General features: G+C 70.0%; 20 protein-coding genes. 1 reads left to right on the forward strand and 19 read right to left on the reverse strand.

Going from position 1 to position 20,145, the window contains the following annotated elements; genetic code table 11:
- Positions 1 to 11 precede the first annotated feature (11 nt).
- The 8 genes from rplB to WFH25_RS07955 all read right to left on the reverse strand — a co-directional run bounded on the left by rplB (position 12) and on the right by WFH25_RS07955 (position 8,980).
- A complete protein-coding gene (gene rplB / locus WFH25_RS07920; protein WP_070417686.1) occupies positions 12 to 851 on the reverse strand; it encodes a 50S ribosomal protein L2 in 840 nt (279 codons plus the stop codon).
- 18 nt (positions 852 to 869) lie between these two features.
- Positions 870 to 1,169 (reverse strand): 50S ribosomal protein L23, encoded by a 300-nt coding sequence (gene rplW, locus WFH25_RS07925; RefSeq protein ID WP_022903283.1) that lies wholly within the window; start codon positions 1,167 to 1,169, stop codon positions 870 to 872.
- A complete protein-coding gene (rplD, locus tag WFH25_RS07930) occupies positions 1,166 to 1,825 on the reverse strand; it encodes a 50S ribosomal protein L4 (RefSeq protein WP_070417685.1) in 660 nt (219 codons plus the stop codon). The genes rplW and rplD overlap by 4 nt, the downstream gene beginning before the upstream one ends.
- Before the next feature lie 2 nt (positions 1,826 to 1,827).
- Positions 1,828 to 2,481 (reverse strand): 50S ribosomal protein L3, encoded by a 654-nt coding sequence (rplC, locus tag WFH25_RS07935; RefSeq protein WP_070417684.1) that lies wholly within the window; start codon positions 2,479 to 2,481, stop codon positions 1,828 to 1,830.
- 13 nt (positions 2,482 to 2,494) lie between these two features.
- On the reverse strand, positions 2,495 to 2,803 hold the full coding sequence (gene rpsJ / locus WFH25_RS07940; protein WP_022903286.1) for a 30S ribosomal protein S10: 309 nt from the start codon (positions 2,801 to 2,803) through the stop codon (positions 2,495 to 2,497).
- 521 nt (positions 2,804 to 3,324) lie between these two features.
- Positions 3,325 to 4,137: a DarT ssDNA thymidine ADP-ribosyltransferase family protein gene (locus WFH25_RS07945; RefSeq protein WP_070417683.1), complete on the reverse strand. Its 813-nt coding sequence runs from the start codon at positions 4,135 to 4,137 to the stop codon at positions 3,325 to 3,327.
- Positions 4,138 to 4,217: 80 nt separating this feature from the next.
- On the reverse strand, positions 4,218 to 5,195 hold the full coding sequence (locus WFH25_RS07950) for a DNA topoisomerase IB (protein ID WP_336697322.1): 978 nt from the start codon (positions 5,193 to 5,195) through the stop codon (positions 4,218 to 4,220).
- A 110-nt stretch (positions 5,196 to 5,305) separates the two neighbouring features.
- On the reverse strand, positions 5,306 to 8,980 hold the full coding sequence (locus tag WFH25_RS07955; protein ID WP_336697323.1) for a beta strand repeat-containing protein: 3,675 nt from the start codon (positions 8,978 to 8,980) through the stop codon (positions 5,306 to 5,308).
- 249 nt (positions 8,981 to 9,229) lie between these two features.
- Between WFH25_RS07955 and WFH25_RS07960 the strand changes: the two genes are divergently transcribed.
- The gene (locus WFH25_RS07960) at positions 9,230 to 9,796 is read left to right on the forward strand and encodes a GNAT family N-acetyltransferase (RefSeq protein ID WP_336697324.1); all 567 of its coding nucleotides are present in this window, start codon (positions 9,230 to 9,232) and stop codon (positions 9,794 to 9,796) included.
- Positions 9,797 to 9,877: 81 nt separating this feature from the next.
- Here WFH25_RS07960 and WFH25_RS07965 read toward each other — a convergent pair whose 3' ends face one another.
- From WFH25_RS07965 to pilM, 11 genes are all read right to left on the reverse strand, one after another.
- Positions 9,878 to 10,135, reverse strand: a complete 258-nt coding sequence (locus WFH25_RS07965; RefSeq protein ID WP_071295208.1) for an Rv0909 family putative TA system antitoxin — start codon at positions 10,133 to 10,135, stop codon at positions 9,878 to 9,880.
- 178 nt (positions 10,136 to 10,313) lie between these two features.
- The gene (gene tuf, locus WFH25_RS07970) at positions 10,314 to 11,501 is read right to left on the reverse strand and encodes an elongation factor Tu (RefSeq protein ID WP_070417678.1); all 1,188 of its coding nucleotides are present in this window, start codon (positions 11,499 to 11,501) and stop codon (positions 10,314 to 10,316) included.
- 134 nt (positions 11,502 to 11,635) lie between these two features.
- Positions 11,636 to 13,750, reverse strand: coding sequence for an elongation factor G (fusA, locus tag WFH25_RS07975; protein WP_070417677.1), 2,115 nt, complete (start codon positions 13,748 to 13,750; stop codon positions 11,636 to 11,638).
- An 87-nt stretch (positions 13,751 to 13,837) separates the two neighbouring features.
- Positions 13,838 to 14,308: a 30S ribosomal protein S7 gene (gene rpsG, locus WFH25_RS07980; RefSeq protein ID WP_022903294.1), complete on the reverse strand. Its 471-nt coding sequence runs from the start codon at positions 14,306 to 14,308 to the stop codon at positions 13,838 to 13,840.
- Between the two features lie 4 nt (positions 14,309 to 14,312).
- Positions 14,313 to 14,681, reverse strand: coding sequence for a 30S ribosomal protein S12 (gene rpsL, locus WFH25_RS07985; RefSeq protein WP_017885540.1), 369 nt, complete (start codon positions 14,679 to 14,681; stop codon positions 14,313 to 14,315).
- 418 nt (positions 14,682 to 15,099) lie between these two features.
- Positions 15,100 to 16,236, reverse strand: a complete 1,137-nt coding sequence (locus tag WFH25_RS07990) for a hypothetical protein (protein ID WP_336697326.1) — start codon at positions 16,234 to 16,236, stop codon at positions 15,100 to 15,102.
- Positions 16,237 to 16,270: 34 nt separating this feature from the next.
- A complete protein-coding gene (locus WFH25_RS07995) occupies positions 16,271 to 16,729 on the reverse strand; it encodes a DUF6121 family protein (protein WP_070417675.1) in 459 nt (152 codons plus the stop codon).
- A 25-nt stretch (positions 16,730 to 16,754) separates the two neighbouring features.
- Positions 16,755 to 17,489, reverse strand: coding sequence for a CBU_0592 family membrane protein (locus WFH25_RS08000; RefSeq protein WP_336697327.1), 735 nt, complete (start codon positions 17,487 to 17,489; stop codon positions 16,755 to 16,757).
- 176 nt (positions 17,490 to 17,665) lie between these two features.
- A complete protein-coding gene (pilO, locus tag WFH25_RS08005; RefSeq protein WP_071302483.1) occupies positions 17,666 to 18,358 on the reverse strand; it encodes a type 4a pilus biogenesis protein PilO in 693 nt (230 codons plus the stop codon).
- A complete protein-coding gene (locus tag WFH25_RS08010; RefSeq protein ID WP_336697328.1) occupies positions 18,355 to 19,092 on the reverse strand; it encodes a hypothetical protein in 738 nt (245 codons plus the stop codon). The genes pilO and WFH25_RS08010 overlap by 4 nt, the downstream gene beginning before the upstream one ends.
- Positions 19,089 to 20,141, reverse strand: a complete 1,053-nt coding sequence (pilM, locus tag WFH25_RS08015) for a type IV pilus assembly protein PilM (RefSeq protein ID WP_336697329.1) — start codon at positions 20,139 to 20,141, stop codon at positions 19,089 to 19,091. Before pilM ends, WFH25_RS08010 begins: the two co-directional genes overlap by 4 nt.
- Positions 20,142 to 20,145 lie beyond the last annotated feature (4 nt).

Below are 20,145 nucleotides of genomic sequence, written 5' to 3' on the forward strand. Positions count from 1 at the left end.
CTTCTGAACTCCTACTTGCGCTTCTTGCCGGCGTTACGGCGACGGACGATGAGCTTGTCGCTCGGCTTGTTCGGCTTGCGCGTGCGACCCTCGGCCTGACCCCACGGGCTGACCGGGTGACGGCCACCGGAGGTCTTGCCCTCGCCACCACCGTGCGGGTGGTCGACCGGGTTCATCGCGACACCACGCACGGTCGGGCGGACGCCCTTCCAGCGCATGCGGCCGGCCTTGCCCCAGTTGATGTTCGACTGCTCGGCGTTGCCGACCTCGCCGATCGTGGCGCGGCAGCGTGCGTCGACGTTGCGGACCTCGCCCGACGGCAGACGGAGCTGCGCGTAGGGGCCGTCCTTGGCGACGAGACGCACCGAGGCGCCGGCCGAACGCGCGAGCTTGGCGCCGCCACCGGGGCGGAGCTCGATCGCGTGCACGACGGTACCCACGGGGATGTTGCGCAGCGGCAGGTTGTTGCCCGGCTTGATGTCCGCGCCGGCGCCCTGCTCGATGACGTCGCCCTGCTTGAGCTTGTTCGGCGCGATGATGTAGCGCTTCGTGCCGTCCACGTAGTGCAGGAGCGCGATGCGCGCCGTGCGGTTCGGGTCGTACTCGATGTGCGCGACCTTGGCGTCGATGCCGTCCTTGTCGTGACGACGGAAGTCGATCACGCGGTACTGACGCTTGTGGCCACCACCGATGTGACGGGTGGTGATGCGGCCGGAGCTGTTGCGGCCACCGGTCTTCGGCAGCGGACGAAGCAGCGACTTCTCCGGCGTCGAACGGGTGATCTCAGCGAAGTCGGCGACCGACGAGCCGCGACGACCGGGGGTCGTCGGCTTGTAGTTACGAATAGCCATGATTTATCCCTCTGGTCCTCAGCCGACAGCCGTGAAGATGTCGATCGAACCGGACTTGAGCGTCACGATGGCACGCTTGGTGTCCTTGCGCTTGCCCATGCCGAAGCGCGTGCGACGGGTCTTGCCCGGACGGTTCAGCGTGTTGATGCTCGCGACCTTGACGTCGAAGATCTTCTCGATGGCGAGCTTGATCTCGGTCTTGTTCGAACGGGGGTCCACGATGAACGTGTACTTGCCCTGGTCGATCAGGCCGTAGCTCTTCTCCGAGACGACCGGCGAGATGATGATGTCGCGCGGGTCCTTGTTGAAGCCGCTCATGCGGAGATCTCCTTCGCGGTCTTCGACGCGATGAAGGCGTCGAGTGCGCTCTTGCTGAAGACGAGCGCGTCGGCCTTGAGCACGTCGTAGGCGTTGAGCTGGCCGTACGAGAGCGCGTGGACGTTCGGCAGGTTGCGGATCGACTTGAGCGTGAGCTCGTCGTCCTGCTCGAGCACGACGAGCACGTGCTTGACGGGCGCGACCTTCTCGATGAGCGTGCGGGCGGTCTTGGTCGACGGCACCTCGGCCGCGACGAAGCCCTCCACAGCGGAGATGCGGCCACCGCGGGCGCGGTCCGAGAGCGAGCCGAGCAGAGCAGCGGCGATCATCTTCTTCGGGGTGCGCTGCGAGTAGTCGCGCGGGGTCGGTCCGTGGACGACGCCACCGCCGGTGTGCTCCGGAGCGCGGACCGAACCCTGACGGGAGCGGCCGGTGCCCTTCTGCTTGAACGGCTTGCGACCAGCACCGCGGACCTCGCCGCGGTTCTTGGTCTTGTGGGTGCCCTGACGCGCGGCTGCGAGCTGCGCGGTGACGACCTGGTGGATCAGCGGGACGTTGGTCTCGACGTCGAAGAGCTCGGCGGGGAGCTCGACGGTGCCGGACTTGACGCCCGATGCGTCGAGGACGTCGATCGTGGTTGCGGTCGTGGTGGCCATGATCACTTACCCTTCACGGCGGTGCGGACGAAGACGGAGCGACCGCGAGCACCGGGGATCGCGCCCTTGACGAGCAGCAGACCCTTCTCGGCGTCGACGGCGTGCACCGTGAGGTTGAGGACGGTCACACGCTCGCCACCCATGCGACCCGCCATGCGCATGCCCTTGAAGACACGCGACGGGGTCGACGAAGCACCGATCGAACCGGGCTTGCGGTGGTTGCGGTGGGCACCGTGCGAAGCGGACACACCGGCGAAGCCGTGGCGCTTCATGACACCGGCGAAGCCCTTGCCCTTGGAGGTGCCGACGACGTCGACCTTCTGGCCCGCCTCGAACGTGTCGACGGTGAGCTCCTGGCCGAGCGTGTACTCAGCGGAGTCGTTGGTGCGGATCTCCGTGAGGGTGCGGCGCGGGGTGACCCCGGCTGCCTCGAAGTGGCCGGCGGCCGGCTTGTTGACCTTGCGCGGGTCGATGGCGCCGGCGGCGATCTGGATCGCCTCGTAGCCGTCGCGCTCGACGTTGCGGATCTGGGTGACCACGTTCGGGCCGACCTCGATCACGGTGACGGGGATGAACTTGTTGTTCTCGTCCCACACCTGGGTCATCCCGAGCTTCTTGCCGAGGAGGCCCTTGACGGTCTTGGTTGAGTTCGCCATCAGTCCAGCCCCCTTACAGCTTGATCTCGATGTTGACGTCGGCCGGGAGGTCGAGTCGCATGAGCGAATCGACGGCCTTCGGCGTCGGGTCGACGATGTCGATGACCCGCTTGTGCGTGCGCTTCTCGAAGTGCTCGCGCGAGTCCTTGTACTTGTGGGGAGAACGGATCACGGTGACCACGTTCTTCTCGGTGGGGAGCGGCACCGGGCCGACCACGGTCGCACCGGCACGGGTCACCGTGTCGACGATCTTCCGGGCCGACGTGTCGATGACCTCGTGGTCGTACGACTTGAGCCGGATGCGGATCTTCTGTCCCGCCATGTGTCTCTTTGTCCTCTCTGCGCCGCGCACCCTCGGGCCGCCTGACGCCGCCGCCACCGTGCATTCCTGCAGGGCTTGGCTGTTTTCTGTGAACCAACCGGCCGCATCCGCTGGGGATGACCGCTGTTCTCGTGTCAACCGCGCGGAGCGACCTGGGCCGTTCAGCGTGGGCATGTCGTCTCCCGCACGCTCTGGGCACAGCAGTGCCCGTCACGCTTGGTGGGGAGTCGATCGTGTTCTGCTGCCTGCGGCCCAACCCAGCCCTGCTGAACAGGGGGGTTGTGCACTGCCAGAGCAGTGATCCTGCGCACGCGAACGCGCGCGGAATTTCGGAACCGGACAAGTCTCGCATAGGCACGGCATCCGTGCAACCCGGGCGTGTCGCGAATCACGGGCGTGTCGGGATCGGCCCGCTTCCCCGGATCCACGCGGATCGAGGGCCAGGAGGCGCGGGTCGCCCCCGACGCACGACGTGCCCTCCGGAGCCGGTCCGGAGGGCACGTCGCAGGGGTCGGTCGGGACTACTCCGCGACGACCGGGGGGACGAACCACGGGGGGAAGACCGCGACCCGGGGAGCGTGTCCGCCGTGGTCCTTGAGGACGGCCTTGACCGTCTGGCGGACGCGGTCGTTGGGGACGCCGATGACCGCGACGGCGGAGAACGGCACGCTCGGGCCGGCGAGCAGCTCGAGGCCGAGCATCTCCGGGTCGGTGAAGTCCGTGCGACGGATGAGGTTCGTCGCGGCCTCGGGCCCGACGGCGAACCGGACGTCCTCGGCGTCGGCGTCCTGGTCGGCGACGATGACCGACGCCCCGAAGGCCGACACCGGCACGACGAGCATGATGTACTCCGTCGCCCGGGTCCGGCGGGCCGCGTCGGACCACCGCTCGCCCTCGGCGCCGGTGCGCAGCTCGTCCCAGCGGGTCGCATCGGGCGACAGCGTGAACGGCACGTGCGCGGCGACCGGGGAGCCGTCGGGGGCGTGCGCCTCGGCGCGAGCGGCCCGGGCAGCGGCGGAGGCGACGTCGACGACCGGCGTCACGGCGTCCGACGCGAGGATCGCACCGGACCCCACGATGTCGTCGAGGTTGTCCACGTGCGTCACGTGGTGCGCGCGGAGCGAGGCGAAGTCACGCGCCTCGGGCAGGTCGGGCACCGGGGACCGCAGCGAGGACGCCGGGGTCGCCGCCTGGCCGGGCACGGTCCGGAGCGAGGTGGTGATCCGGGTGCGGCGCGGGGTCGGGGTGGTGGGGAGTTCTGCGGCCTCGCGCTGCCGTGGCGCGCAGATGTCGCAGAGTTCGGTGGGGAATCCGTGGATGCACTCGTCAGTCACGACTGGTGGGGTCCTTCCGTGCCCGGGTGGGGGTGTTCGGGCACGAGGTCCAACGGTACGTCATCCCGGCCCCTTCCCGGTCACTGTCGGTAGAGCAGTGCGCGGACCTCCGACTCGGCCGCGTGCGTGCGGTCGGGGTCGATGGTCTCGCCGTGGTCGTAGGCGTCGAGCAGGCGCGGGTCGATGTAGCTCTGCCGGCACACCGTCGGGGTGTTGCCGAGTTCCTCGCTCGCGACCTTCACCGCGTGCGACACAGCCTTCTTCCGTTTCGCCACGGACGACTGCGGTCCGGTCGCCGCGAGGTCGACCGCGGCGGCGACGGTGCCGTGCAGGGTGCGGAAGTCCTTCGCGGTGAACTCGTCACCGGCACGTTCCTTCACGTACTCGTTGATGTCCTCGGCGGAGAGGGGCTCCCACTCGGCGCCGCGGCGTGCACGGAACGAGAGCAGCCGGGCGTTCGGTCCGCGCCGCTTCATGCCCGCGATGACGGTCGCGAGGTCCGGGTCGTGGATCGAGGACGACCACTCCTGGCCGCTCTTGCCGGGGAAGTCGAGCTCGATGTCGTCGCCGGAGACGTGGGCGTGCGCGCACAGCAGGGTGGACAGGCCCCGGCTGCCGTGCTCGGTGGCGTACCGCTCCGACCCGACCCGCAGGGAACCCTGGTCGAGCATCCGGAAGGCCGCCGCGAGGGCACGCTGCCGGTCGGGCTCCGGCCGCCGGAGGTCCATGGTGACCCCGCGTCGTGCGACCGGCAGGGATTCGGCGAGCGCCAGCGCACGGTCGTACTTGATGCGGTCCATCCGTTCGCGCCAGGACGGGTGGTACATGTACTGCCGCCGACCCGCGCCGTCGACGCCGGTCGCGAGCACGTGCCCGTTCTCGTACGGGGAGATCCAGACGTCGTCCCACGCGGGCGGGATGACGAGGTCCTCGAGACGCTGCCGGACCGCGGCGTCGGTGACGGTGGTGCCGTCCGGGTCGCGGTAGGAGAAGCCACGCCCGCTGCGGACGCGGTGGTAGCCGCGACCGTTGGTCGCGGAGCGGCGGAGACGGGTCACGCTCTCGATGCAACTCGCCACCGCCTGTGACCCGGCCCGGCGACGGACGGGGGGCGTGGTGCCAGCCGGCACCGCGCCTCCCGTCCGCCGATGGGTCGGATCCGACCGGACTACCCGTTCGCCTGCTTCCGGCGACGCAGGAACAGGATCGTGCCGCCGGCCGCGAGGAGCAGGAGCGCCGCGATGGACCCCTGCCACGCGATGTCGGTGCCGGTGAACGCGAGCTGGCGGGTACCCGGGCCCGTCGCGACCACACCGGCGCCCGCTGCGGGGTCGGCTGCGACCGCCGGCGCGGCCGGGTACGTGATCGTCAGGGTCGCGGTGGTGCGGCTCCCGTCGTCACCCGCGACCGAGTACGGGACCGTCACCGTCCCGCTGAAGCCGGGAACCGGCGTGAACGTGATCGTCCCGTCGGGGTGCACCGTGAACGTGCCCTGCTCCGGGATCGTCACGGTGGTGACGAGCTCGCCCGTCTCCGGGTCGACCAGGCGCACGGACTCGGGGTCGATCGGGGTCGAGCCGGCTGCGTCGTTGCCGAGCACGTCGACGGTCAGCGGCTCGCCGGGGGTACCGGTCCGGGTGTCGTTCGCTGCCGTCGGCGCTGCACCGACGGTCACGGTGACCGTGGAGGAAGCCGTCCCGCCGTCGACGTCGGCGATCGCGTACGGCACCTCGAGCGTTCCCGTGAAGGCCTTTGCCGGGGTGAAGGTGACCGCACCGGTCGTGGTGTCGACCGTGAAGACGCCCTTCCCGGGCACCGTGCGCGTCGTGACCGGTTCGCCGTCAGCGCCCAGGAGCCGGACCGACCCGGGCACGATCGACGTGCGGGCGTTGCCGGCCGTGTCGTTGCCGAGCACCGGGATCGTCACGGGGGTGTCCTGAGCGGTCCGGGCGGTGTCCGGAGCAGCGGTGGGCGCCACCGGGATGACGGTGACGGTGATGGTCGCGGTCGCCGCCACCTCACCCGTGTCACCGATCTGGTACGTGACGGTCGACGCGGTACCGGACCAGCCCTGCGCCGGGGCGAAGAGCACCGAACCGGTCGTCGGGTCGGCGGTGTAGACGCCCTGGCCGGCGACGGTCAGGGTGCGTCCGTCCTCGGACACGACCGCGCCCGCGGGCTGGCCGGTGGTCGGGAACACGACCGTCGTCGGGTCGATCGGGGTCCCGCCCCGGATCCCGGGCCGGTCGTTCGCCGGGACGGCGATCGACACGGGGGTGTTCTGCCCGGTGGTGGTGACGTCGTCCTCCGCGACCGGGCCGACCGGTGCGACGGTGATCGTGATCGTGGACGAGGTCGTGGTCCCGTCGACGTCGGCGACCCGGTAGGTCACCGCCGAGCCGACTCCGCGGAACGTCGGCTCCGGGGTGAACGTCACCTTCCCGCTGTCCGGGTCGACGACGTAGGCACCCTCACCGGGGACGGTGACCTTCCGGCCGTCCTCCGAGACCGTCGAGCCGTTCGGCTGGCCGGCGGTCGGGAACACCACGGTGGCGGGGTCGAAGGGCGTGCCCGCGTTGCCCGCGGTGTCGTCACCGAGGACGTCGACGGTGGTCGGTTCGCCCTGCGCCACCTTCGCGGTGTCCGGGTTCGCCTTCGGGGAGACCGGGGTGACGGTCACCACGATGGTGCCGGTGCCCGATTCGCCGCCGGTGTCGCCGACCTGGTAGGTCACCGGCGTGGTGGTGCCGGTGTACCCCTGCGCGGGCGTGAAGGTCACCTTCCCGCTGTCCGGGTCGATCGTGGAGACGCCCTGTCCGGGCACGGTGATCTGCTTGCCGTCGTCCGACACGATCGCGCCGTCGGGCTGGCCGGACCGCGGGAACACCACGGACGTCGGGTCGATCGGCGTGCCGCGGTCGACGCCGGCAGCGGTGCCACCGGCGACGTCGACCGTGACCGGGGTGTTCTGCTGCGTGGTCGCGGTGTCGTCGGCCGCCTTCGGGCCCACGGGCTTCGCGGTGACCACGATCTGCGCCGTGGACGTGCCGCCGTCGGCGTCCGCCACACGGTAGGTCACCGGCGACGCGTCTCCGCGGAACGTCGGCTCAGGGGTGAACGTGACCGCACCCGTCGTCGCGTCCACGGTGTAGACGCCCGTTCCGGGCACCGTCAGCGTCCGACCATCGTCGGAGACGGCCGCGCCGGACGGCTGGCCCGCGGACGGGAACACGACCGACGTCGCGACCGTCCCGCCCTCGTCGTTGCGGAGGACGTCGATGGTGACCGCCTCGCCCTGGTCCGTGGTCGCCGCGTCGTCCTGCGCCGTGCCCCGGTAGCTGACGGACACCTGCCCCTGGGTCTGGTTCCCGCGGGTGTCCTCGACGGTGTAGGTGACCGGGGTCGGGTTCCGGGTGAAGCCGGACTCCGGGGTGAAGGTCACGGCACCGCTGCTCCGGTCGACGGTCCAGACGCCCTGGCCGGGGACGGTGAGGGTCTTGCCGCCGTCGGTCACCGTGGCGCCGGCGACGTCGGGAGCCGTCAGCTGCACGGTGGTGGCGTCGATGTCACCCGTCGCGCCCTGCAGCACGTCGACGGTCGCGGGCTGGCCGGGGGTGTTCGCGGTGGAGGAGCTGTTCTCGACCTTCGGCTTCAGCGGGTTCGAGAACGCGCAGCTCACGTCTCCGCCGGCCGTCGGGACCGTGAACGGCGCCGAGGTCCCCTTGCCGGAGGACACGACGGCGTTGCTCGTCAGGTCGGTGCAGACGTACGACGTGTCGTAGTCACCGGGGTTCGTCGCCTGGTTCCCGGGCGACTGCGTGACGGTGTAGGACTGGCCCGGCAGCAGGATGATCGGACCCGCGGTGACGGTGTCGTTGCCGTCGGACGTGGTGGCGGTCGCCGGCTTCGGCACGTCGCCGCCGCCGACACCGATCGTCAGCTGGTCGCCGGGCTTGGCCTTCCCGTCGGTGAAGCCGCCCGACGCCGAACCGGTCGACGGGACCGCGCGCGAGCCGAGGTCCGTGACGTTCAGCGCGGTGCCACCCTGGTTGACGCTGCGCTTGGCGACGGTGCCACCGGTGACCGGGTTCACCTGCAGGAACGTGTTGGCCGACGAGCCGGCGATGTAGATGTAGCCGTCGTCGCCGAACGCCAGCGACGTCAGCGCGGCCGCCGGCGTGATGGCCGGGCCGACCGCGGTCGCGGTGGTGGCGCCCCCACCGAGGTCCTCGGCGTTGACGCGGTACAGCTGCGCCGTGCTCGCACTGCTCGAGATGAAGTACAGGTTGCCCTGCCGGTCGAAGGCGAGGTCGCCGTTGGTGCCGGGCGGGTTCGGCGCCGTCACCGAGGTGACGTTCGACGAGACGGTGTTCGTGTCCGGGTCGTACGACGTGAAGGTGAACGTCGAGCCGCTCGAGAGACCACCGAAGAAGAACTTGCCGCTCTTCGGGTCGACGCCGCCCATCTGGTTCGCGACCGACGGCGAGTTCGGACGGGTGGCGGTCTCCCACGTCTCCGTCGACGCGGTGTACTCGAACACGGTCGTGCTGTTCGTCATGAACAGCTTGTCGCCGTCGCCCGAGATGCCGATCTGGTTGAGACCGGTCGCGTTGTTCGGTGCCGTCACGGCGGGGGTCGCAGCGCCGCTCGTCCGGTCCACGGCGTACACCGTGGACGAGCCCGAGACGGTTGCGTAGAGCTGTGTCGTCGGGAACGGGGACGCGGCCGATGCCAGCTGCGGCGTCAGGAGGACTGCGCTCCCCGCGACCAGCGCGGTGACGGCAGCTCCTGCGAGCAGTCGGGCGGGGCGGCGGCGCACGGGGGCACGGTGCAGTGCAGACACGCTTGTCCTTCGGGTCGAGGATCGGCGACCCGCAGAGCGCGCGCGACAGTGTCCGCGCAGGCAGGGCCCTGCGTCGGGAGACGGCGGGTGTTCGGGTCACCACGCGTGACCGGTGCGGTCCCGCGACTCCACGGTATCGAGTCGCGGGAAACCGCAACAACACCCCGAGTGGGGTACATCGCGTCCCACCTTGTGGGGACAACTGCGCCGGTCCTCCCAGGAGGCCTCCGGCACGTCTACGCTGCCGCCATGGCGTCGTACACCGTACGTCCTCTCGACGCGTCCACGTGGGACGCCTTCGACGAGCTCTGCCGCACGAGCGACGGCTTCCCGAGCGGCTGCTTCTGCATCGGCTTCCACGACGAGGGGCCGACACGGGACGCCGCGTGCAACCGGGAGCGCAAGCACGCCCGCGTCCTCGCCGGCACCACCCACGCCGCGCTCGTCCTCGACGGGGAGCGGTGCGTCGGCTGGTGCCAGTACGGGCCGGTCTCCGAGGTCGTCCGCATCAAGAACCGTCGCGTGTACGACCGGTCGCAGGTCGGTCCGGATCCCGCCTGGCGCATCGGCTGCACCTACGTCCGCGCCGGGTACCGCCGACAGGGGGTCGCCACCGAGGCGCTCGGCGGTGCGCTCGCGCTCATCGCCGCCGCCGGCGGCGGGACCGTCGAGGGCTACCCGGAACCCGCCGGGACGGTGCCGGCCGGCTTCCTCTTCCACGGCGCGCTCTCGACGTTCGAGCGGTTCGGGTTCGCGCGCCAGCGCGCGATCGGCAAGCACCGCTGGGTCGTCACCACGACGATCGGGCCGGCCTGACGATCGGGCCGGGCCCGGGACGGCACTGGAGGCGCTGCGCACGTCGTGCGCAGCGCCTTCAGTCCGTCGTCGGCGTCGGACCTACTCGCCGTTGTTGCCGATCTTGTCGTCCAGGTCCTGCGCGGTCTTGTCGATCTGCTCGTCGAACTTGCCGCCCGTGACCTTCTTGATGCCGTCGGCGAGGCCGTGGATGATCTTGTCGGAGACGTCCTCCGCCTTGTCGCTCTGCAGCGCCTCCTCGATCTTGTCCTTGTTCTCGTCCACGAACGCCTTCGCGCGGTCGGTGACCTCCTCCGCCTTGGCGGAGACGTTCTTCTGGATGTCGTCGAAGCCGGCCATGCTGCCTCCCTGCCGGCCGGAGGTGACCCGGCCGCTCGATGGCCGGTCGATCCGGCCGCTTGGCCCACATCGTGCTCCGATCCCCGCGATCTGTCCGCCGAACGCGAGCGAACTCCCGGGAAACGGAAAGCGGGGCCGGACCCGAAGGTCCGACCCCGCTGACGCGTGGCAACCGGAGTTACTTGACGATCTCCTCGACCGTACCGGCGCCGACCGTACGACCACCCTCACGGATGGCGAAACGGAGACCCGGCTCCATGGCGATCGGCTGGATCAGCTCGACGGCCATCGACACGGTGTCGCCGGGCATGACCATCTCGGTGCCCTCGGGCAGCGTGATGACGCCGGTGACGTCCGTGGTGCGGAAGTAGAACTGCGGACGGTAGTTCGCGTAGAACGGGTTGTGACGCCCGCCCTCTTCCTTGGTCAGGATGTAGGCGTTCGCCTTGAACTCGGTGTGCGGCGTGACCGAACCCGGCTTCACGACGACCTGGCCGCGCTCCACGTCCTCGCGCTTGAGGCCACGGATGAGCAGACCGGTGTTGTCACCAGCCTCGGCCTTGTCGAGCAGCTTGCGGAACATCTCGATGCCCGTGACCGTGGTCTTCTGCGTCGGGCGGATGCCGACGATCTCGACCTCGGAGTTGAGGTCGAGCGTGCCACGCTCGACACGACCGGTGACGACCGTGCCACGACCGGTGATCGTGAAGACGTCCTCGATCGGCATCAGGAACGGCTGGTCGGTGGCGCGCACCGGGTCCGGCACGTGCTCGTCGACCTGGGCCATGAGGTCCTGAACGGACTTGACCCACTTCTCGTCGCCCTCGAGCGCCTTGAGCGCCGAGACCTGCACGACGGGGGCGTCCTCGTCGAACTCCTGCGAGCCGAGGAGCTCACGGACCTCGAGCTCGACGAGCTCCAGGATCTCCTCGTCGTCCACCATGTCGGACTTGTTCAGCGCGACGACGATGTAGGGGACGCCGACCTGGCGGGCGAGCAGCACGTGCTCACGCGTCTGGGGCATCGGACCGTCGGTGGCGGCGACCACGAGGATCGCGCCGTCCATCTGCGCCGCACCCGTGATCATGTTCTTCACGTAGTCAGCGTGACCAGGAGCGTCGACGTGCGCGTAGTGGCGCTTCTCGGTCTGGTACTCGACGTGCGAGATGTTGATCGTGATGCCGCGCTCGCGCTCCTCGGGAGCGTTGTCGATCTGAGCGAAGTCACGGGCCTCGTTGAGGTCCGGGTACTGGTCGTGCAGAACCTTGGTGATCGCCGCCGTGAGCGTGGTCTTGCCGTGGTCGACGTGACCGATGGTTCCGATGTTGACGTGCGGCTTGGTCCGCTCGAACTTGGCCTTGGCCACTGTGGGTCCTCCTCAGGACTCGGAGAGCATGCCCCCGGTTCGTGAACCGTTGGCGTGCAGTGTGTGTCTTTACTGTACTTGGTGGCGAGGGGCCCGTCGCCGGGCACCCCCGCCTGTGGAGAGACGCTGGAGCGTCACTCCCCCGCGTTCTTCGCGATGATCTCCTCGGCGACCTTGGCCGGGACCTGGCTGTAGGTCTCGAAGGTCATCGAGTAGACCGCACGACCAGAGGTCTTCGACCGCAGGTCGCCGACGTAGCCGAACATCTCGGACAGCGGCACGCTCGCGCGGACCACCTTGACGCCCGAGGCGTCCTCCATCGAGGCGATCTGGCCACGACGGGAGTTCAGGTCACCGATGACGTCGCCCATGTACTCCTCCGGAGTACGGACCTCGACGGCCATGATCGGCTCGAGGATCGCCGGACCGGCCTTGCGGGCCGCTTCCTTGTAGGCGATCGAACCGGCGATCTTGAACGCCATCTCGGACGAGTCGACGTCGTGCGCCGCGCCGTCCTTGAGGATGGCCTTCACGCCGACGGTCGGGTACCCGGCCAGGATGCCGACCTGCATGGCGTCCTGGATACCGGCGTCGACCGACGGGATGTACTCACGCGGGACGCGACCACCGGTGACGGCGTTCTCGAACTCGTAGACCTTCTCGGCCGTGACTTCCATCGGCTCGAGGGCGATCTGCACCTTCGCGAACTGGCCGGAACCACCGGTCTGCTTCTTGTGCGTGTAGTCGTAGCGCTCGACGACCTTGGTCAGGGTCTCGCGGTAGGCCACCTGGGGCTTGCCGACCGACGCCTCGACCTTGAACTCGCGCTTCATGCGGTCGACGAGGATGTCGAGGTGGAGCTCGCCCATGCCCTTGATCGTCGTCTGACCGGTCTCGGCGTTGAGCTCGACGCGGAACGTCGGGTCCTCTTCGGCGAGCTTCTGGATCGCCGTGGAGAGCTTCTCCTGGTCGGCCTTCGTGTTCGGCTCGATGGCGACCTCGATGACCGGCTCCGGGAACGTCATCGACTCGAGGACGACCTGGTTGGTCGGGTCGCACAGGGTGTCACCGGTGGTGGTGTCCTTGAGACCGATGACCGCGTAGATGTGGCCGGCGGTCACGTTGTCGACCGGGTTCTCCTTGTTGGAGTGCATCTGGAAGATCTTCCCGATGCGCTCCTTCTTGCCCTTGGTCGAGTTGATGACCTGGGCACCCGACTCGATCGAGCCCGAGTAGACGCGGACGTAGGTGAGACGACCGAAGAAGGGGTGCACCGCGACCTTGAACGCGAGGGCCGAGAACGGCTCCGACGCGTCGGGCTTGCGGATGATCTCCTTCTCCTCGTCCTTGACGTCGTGGCCGATCATCGGCGGCACGTCGAGCGGGGACGGGAGGTAGTCGATGACGGCGTCGAGCATCGGCTGGACACCGCGGTTCTTGAAGGCCGAGCCACACAGGACGGGGTAGACCTCGGACGCGATCGTGAGCTTGCGGATCGCAGCCTTGATCTCGTCCTTGGTGAGCTCCTCGCCGCCGAAGTACTTCTCGAGCAGGGCGTCGTCGGTCTCGGCGACGCGCTCGATCAGCTTGGCGCGGTACTCGTCCGCACGGTCCTTGAGGTCCGCGGGGATCTCCTGGACCTCGTACTGGGCGCCCATGGTGACGTCACCCTTGGAGTCGCCCGGCCAGACCTTGGCGTGCATCTCGATGAGGTCGACGATCCCGACGAAGTCGTTCTCGGCGCCGATCGGGAGCTGGAGCACGAGGGGCTCCGCGCCGAGGCGGTTGATGATGGTGTCGACCGTGAAGTAGAAGTCGGCGCCCAGCTTGTCCATCTTGTTGACGAAGCAGATGCGCGGGACGTCGTACTTGTCGGCCTGACGCCACACGGTCTCGGACTGGGGCTCGACGCCCTCCTTGCCGTCGAAGACGGCGACCGCACCGTCGAGCACGCGGAGCGAACGCTCCACCTCGACCGTGAAGTCCACGTGACCGGGGGTGTCGATGATGTTGATCTGGTTGTTGTCCCAGAAGCAGGTCGTCGCGGCCGACGTGATCGTGATGCCGCGCTCCTGCTCCTGCGCCATCCAGTCCATCGTGGCAGCGCCGTCGTGGACCTCACCGATCTTGTGCGTGATGCCCGTGTAGAACAGGATGCGCTCGGTCGTCGTGGTCTTGCCGGCATCGATGTGCGCCATGATGCCGATGTTGCGGACCTTGTTCAGGTCGGTGAGCACGTCCTGTGCCACAGGGTTCCTCCGGAAGAGTTGTAGGAGAGGTTGGCGTCCGTGCGGGCGCCGGGGTTCATGACCACCGGCGCCCGGACGGTGCCGGGACTACCAGCGGTAGTGGGCGAAGGCCTTGTTCGACTCGGCCATCTTGTGCGTGTCCTCACGGCGCTTGACCGCGGCACCGAGACCGTTCGACGCGTCGAGGATCTCGTTCATGAGACGCTCGGTCATCGTCTTCTCGCGACGGGCCTTGGCGTACGAGGTCAGCCAGCGGAGCGCGAGGGTGTTCGCGCGGTGCGGCTTGACCTCGACCGGGACCTGGTAGGTCGAGCCACCGACGCGGCGGCTACGGACCTCGAGGGTGGGACGGACGTTGTCGAGCGCCTTCTTGAGCGTCGCGACGGCGTCCTGCTGGTTCTTGGCGGAAACGCCTTCGAGGGCACCGTAGACGATGCGCTCGGCGAGGCCCTTCTTGCCGTCGAGCAGGATCTTGTTCACGAGCTGCGAGACGATCGGTGCGCCGTAGACCGGGTCTGCGACGACGGGACGCTTTGGGGCGGGACCCTTACGAGGCATTGGCTCAACCCTTCTTCGCGCCGTAGCGGCTACGTGCCTGCTTACGGTTCTTCACGGCCTGCGTGTCGAGCGCACCGCGGATGATCTTGTAGCGGACACCGGGGAGGTCCTTCACACGACCGCCGCGCACGAGCACCATCGAGTGCTCCTGGAGGTTGTGGCCCTCACCGGGGATGTAGGCCGTGACCTCGGTGCCGTTCGAGAGCTTGACACGAGCGACCTTGCGCAGTGCCGAGTTCGGCTTCTTCGGGGTGGTGGTGTAGACGCGGGTGCACACACCACGCTGCTGGGGGTTCGCCTTCAGGGCGGGCGCCTTGGTCTTGGTGACCTTCGGCGTACGACCCTTGCGAACCAGCTGCTGAATAGTAGGCAACTGTTCTCCTGGTTCTTCGCTCGTGTTCTCCGGCCGGCGCGGTCCGCCGACTTCCTCGTCCCACGCTGATCACCGCCTGACGGCGGATGACGATTGGGGGACGGAGTGTTCCGGCCGACCGTTGGTCGGACCGGACTTTTCGGGCACGCCCGAAGGCGCACACCCGGAAGAGATTACCCGCGTAACCCGGCGAAATCAATCCGGGCGCGTCGCCCTGGAGGCGCGTGACGAGTGCCCTGGGCGAACAGGCGTCGCGTGGGTGGTCACGCGGGGCGCGGGGCGCTCCGGCAGGCCGGGCGCGGTGGACCGGACACACGGCCGCCGGCCGGGCGCGGCGGGCCGGACCCACGGCCGCTGGACGGACGTGGCGGGCCGGCACCGCGCCTCCTGGACGCACCGGGCGCCGTCGTGCGCGGCGTCAGGAGCCCGTGTCGGACGAGCCGTTGCCCACCGCCGAGCGGAACGTCGCCCCCGCGTCCGTGAACTCCGTGACGTACCCGCTGGCGTTGACGTTCATCGGCCCGGCGGACGCCGTGCCCACCCCGCCCGGGCCGGAGATGTCCGCCGTGAAGGTGGCACGCCCGAAGGACGTCGTCGTGACGAGCCAGCCGTTCGACACCCACCCGCCGATCGACACGGTTGGGCGGGTGTCCAGCGTCCACTTCTGGTTCGTGTACGTGTACGCGGCGTCCTGCCCGTAGGCGTAGAAGCTGCACCCGGCCGGTGCCGCCTCGGTCGAGGCGATGCAGCCGTCGACCCACGCGTCCACCGCCGCCTGGGCGGACCGCTTGCCCGCTGCGGTGAGCTCCGTCGTCATCGAGACGGGGCTCGAGGCGGTGCCCCCGAACCCGGTGACCGTCGCCGTCGCGGCCTTGGCGGAGTACCACTCGCCACCGTCCACCGCCACGTCGTACGTGCCGGGGAGGGCCGTGAGCGTCGCCGTGCCGTCCTTCGACGTGACCACGGACTGCCCGGCCACCGACACCTTCGTGCCCGTGGGGCCGCGCAGGCTGACGTCCACCGCACCGAGCCGCGGTGCCTCGAGCTCCCAGACCGGGAACACGCCCCAGTCGGTGCCCGTCCTGTCGAGGGTGAAGGTGGACGAGACGTCGCGCCCCGCCTGCCGCAGGTACGCCGTCACCGTGGCGGTGTCGCCGTCCGTACGCGTGGCGGCGATCCGGTACCCCGTGACGCGGTCCTTCGCCTTCGCGTAGGCGGCCTTGGTGAGGAGCAGGTCGCGTTCGTCGTGCTCGATGCCCGCCACGTCGAGCGCGGCGCCCACCCGACCCGCCGTGAGGTCGTCGAGGAAGGCACGGACCGGTCGGTCGGCGGCGTGCGTCGACGTGCCGACCGCGTAGCCGACCACGCCCGCGACCAGGAGCAGCACGACGGCCGCGCCACCCGCGACGATGCTGACGAGCCGACCGCGACCGAGTCGACGACGGGGCCGGGGCTGCGCTCCGGACGCCCCCGCCGGTGGTGCGTCCCGCGTGCCGCGGATCGAGTCCACGGCCGGGACGGATCCCCATCCGTCGGCCTGGTGCTGGTCGGTCATCGGTCCCCCGTCGTCCTGTGGTGCTGCAGGAAGACTACCGGCGGGCACCGTCATCGCCGGGCTCCGGGCGCACCCCCGACGCGCGCGACTGGTGCCGTGCCGCGGCGATCCCGCCGACGACGCACAGGAGTGCCACGACCACCGAACCGACGACGAACGGGCCGAGTGCGTAGCCGGCCGGGAACACGAGCAGCTCGGTGAGGTCGCTGCGGACCAGGCTGTAGCCGACCGCCCCGACGCCGAGCATCACCAGGTAGCAGGTCGCCGCGGCGACGAGGCCGGTGACGCCGGGGTTGCCCTCGCGGGAGCCGACCGCGGTCGCGAGGAACACCACCACGGCACCGCCGAGCACCATCGCGGGGCCGAGGTACGGGGTGGCGTCGGGCTGGGAGATGACCTCGACGTCGGCGAGGAGGGCCTCGAAGCCGGTCACCGCGATGACGAGCGCGATGAACAGGATCGACGTCATCGTCGCGATCAACCACCGGGACATGCGGTGATCGTATCGCTGGCGGGGCTCAGGCGGGGGTGGCGTCTGCGCGCTGCGGCTCGTTCGCGTGCGTCTGCTGGTCGGCGTGGGTCGGGTCGGCGTGGGTCGGGTCGGCGTGGGTCGGGTCGGCGTGGGTCGCCTGGTCGGCGTGCTCCTGCGCTGCGAGCTCCTGCTGGTCGGCGTGCTCCTGCGCTGCGGCGACGAGCGCGAGGGCGATCGTGGCCGTGATGACCGGGATGGACTCGGTCATCGGCGCGGCTGCGGTCGGGGCGTCGGTCGTGCTGGTCGCGTCGGGCGTGCCGGTCGCGTGCGTCGCGTCGGTCGCGTGCGTCGCGTCGGTCGCGTGCGTCGCGTCGGTCGCGCTGGTCGCGTCGCCGTCCGGGCCCTGGAGGCGCGGCGCGGGTGCCGCGGTGGGCGTCGCCTCCGTCTCGTGGTCGCGCAGCGCCGGTCCGACGATCGGCAGGACCGCCGTGGTCGCCGGCGGCTCGGCGTGGAGGACCGGCGTCTCGGTCGACGGGGCACCCCGCTTCGCCGCACGACGGGCCTTCGCCATCTTGACGAGCACGACGACCGCGACGATCGCCCAGATGCCGTTCACGATCGTCGACGGGACGGCGTGGTGCGCCGCGACGTTGATCGCCACGGCGAGCCCGCCCACGAGGTTGAACAGCTGGTACACCGGGCCGTTCGGGAGCTTGCCCATCGAGAAGAGCAGGTAACCAGCAAGGACGGTTACTGCTCCGAACCAACCGAGGAACTCCACGATTCCAGCCAACACGCGCGACTCCGGGCACGACGAGGAACGGCCGTTTCGAGCGACCGTTCGAGAGAGGGACGAGCAGCCGCGAGCGCGGGCTCAGGAGCATCGTAAGCACAGCGGGAGGCCGTGCGGAAGAGGGTGCGGCGTGGCGCGTCGGACCCCAGTTGGTGGGGGTCGGATCAGCCGTTCGTGGCGGGGTCCGCGAGCACGTAGACGTACCCGGAGAGCGACCACGACTGGTCAGCCATCGGGTCGCCGCCCGAGTCGGAACTCGTCGCCGCGACCCCGTTCACGAGGAACAGCCGCTGACCGTTCTGCACGTTCTTCGTGAAGGCGAGTGCCTGGTCGTACGACCCCTTGACGGCCGCCGTCACGGGCACGACCACGAAGTTCGCGCTCGTGATCTGGGCGTCGCTGTGCGGGGCCGGCGCCTCGGGCGTCGCTGCGGCTGTCGGCGCTGCCGACGCGGACGCCGTCGACGACGGTGACGCACTCGCGGACGGGGCCTGTTCCGCCGCGGCCACTGGGGCGTACGCCTTGGGGTCACCGATGGTGATCGACGTGACCGTGACGCCGCTGGCAGCGCCGGCGCCGTTCAGCTGGTTCAGCAGCGAGGCGGTGTCGGTCGAGGACGGGACCGAGGCCCGCAGGGCAGCCAGCTCGGCCTTCGTCGCGTCGAGCGACGTGTACGCCTCCTCGAGTCGGTGGAGTTCGGCGCGGTTCCGGGCGTTCGTCGCGTCGATGTCAGCCTGCTGGGCGCTGTTGTCGGACGCCTGTGCGAGCTGCGGCTGTGCGCCGAGGAACCACCCGCCCGCGAGGACGGCCAGCGTCGCGGCCAACGCGATGATGAGGGAGAGACGGTTCTTGTTCACTTCGATCCGTCCTTCGTGTACTTGCCGTCGAACGCCTTCGCGCCGAGGTGCGCCTGGATGGTCGCCGAGTACTGCCCCGTGTCCTCCTCGAGCGCGACCGACGTGATCGTCGAGTCGACGTAGCCACGGAGCTGCGAGAGGCGAGCGGTCCAGTCCGGGACCGAGGGGATGCTCGGGCTCTGGATCGTCAGCTGCATCGTCGCTGCGCGTGACCCCTGCAACGGGACGGTCGACTGTGCGAAGGACTCGGTGGAGTCCGCCGAGTCGATCGTCATCGCGGTGATGGAGACGCCGGCGGGGAGCACCGACTTCAGCTGCGCGAGTGTCGAGCTCCAGTCGATCTCGGTGGAGCCGCCGACGGACTGGGCGGCCTCGAGCAGGGCCGTGTCGTTCTCGGCCGAGCGGACCTCCGAGTAGCGCTGCTGCTGCTGCAGGAGCGAGGTGGTCTCGTTCTGCGCGGACAGGTACGACTGCGCCGTGTCGAGCTGGTGCACGTACGCGCCGCCGGAGCCCAGGGCCGCGACCGCGGCGGCGACGATCACGCCGAGCCAGGCGCGCCGCGCGATGGCCCGTTCGCGGCGCTCCGTGTGGACCTCGGGCGGGAGGAGGTCGACCCGCGGCTCACGCCCCGCGATCGAGATGGACGCCGTCGTGCGCGGGCCGCGCGGAGCGCGACCCCGCCCGGGTCCGGTGGTGTCCTCGGGCGCTGCGGCCCGGACGTCGGTGGCGGTCATGCTGCTCGACTCCCCACTGCCAGCCCGTAGGCGACGGCGATCGCGTCCTCGTGGTCCGTCACGTCCTGCGCCGGGATCGACCGCGCGAGGTCGACCCCCGCGAATGCCGAGCCGCGCTGCACCGGGAGGTGGGTGTGCGCGGCGAGCGCCTCCGGCAGGCCGACGAGGCGAGCGCCACCGCCCACGAGGACGATGCGCTCGACGTGGTCGCCCGGGCGCGTGTTGACGAAGTAGCTGATCGTGTTCCGGAGGCTCGCGATGAGCTCCGTCACGGCGTCGGCGATGACGGAGACGGCGCGCGCGTCGTCCGGCGTGCGAGCGCCCGTACCGATGCCGAGGTGCCGCTTCACGACCTCGGCCTGTCCGAACTCGATGTCGAGCGCGGCGGCGAGCGTCTTGGTGACGTCGTTCCCGCCCGTCGGGATGATGCGGACGAACTGGGGGACGCCGTCGCTCACGAGGACGACGGTCGTGGTGTCGGCGCCGAGCTGGACCAGCGCCGTGGTGCCGTGCAGCCCCGGCCGACCCACCAGGACGCGGGTGAGGGCGAACGGGATGAGGTCGACGCCGACCGGGTTGAGGCCAGCGAGCTGCGCGGCCTTGACGTTCGCGAGCACCGCGTCCTTGATCGCCGCGACGAGCAGGCCGTGCACGACGGGACCGTTGTCGCTCATCGCCTCGGCGGTCGGGTAGAAGTCGAGGATCGCGTCGCCGACGGGAACGGGGAGCATGTCCTGCACCTGGAACGGCAGGCTCTCGCGGATCTGCGCCAACGGTGCGGCCGGGACGGTCAGGTCGCGGGAGAGCACGCGTTGGTTGCCCATGCCGAGCACGACGTCCTTCGAGCGGAACCGGCCGATGGACCACAGGGAACGCAGTGCCGACGCGACCGTGTTGGGCTCGAGCACCTCGCCACGGCTGACGGCGTCCGGCGGGGTCGGGACCTCGGCGAACCGCAGGACGGTCGGGCGTGCGCGGTCGGCGTTCGCGACCTCGACCGCGCGGATCGAGGATCCCGCGATGTCGATGCCCACGATGCTCTTGCCCATGTTG

Origin of the sequence: Curtobacterium sp. USHLN213, from assembly GCF_037144815.1 — a bacterium.
Lineage (GTDB): Bacteria > Actinomycetota > Actinomycetes > Actinomycetales > Microbacteriaceae > Curtobacterium.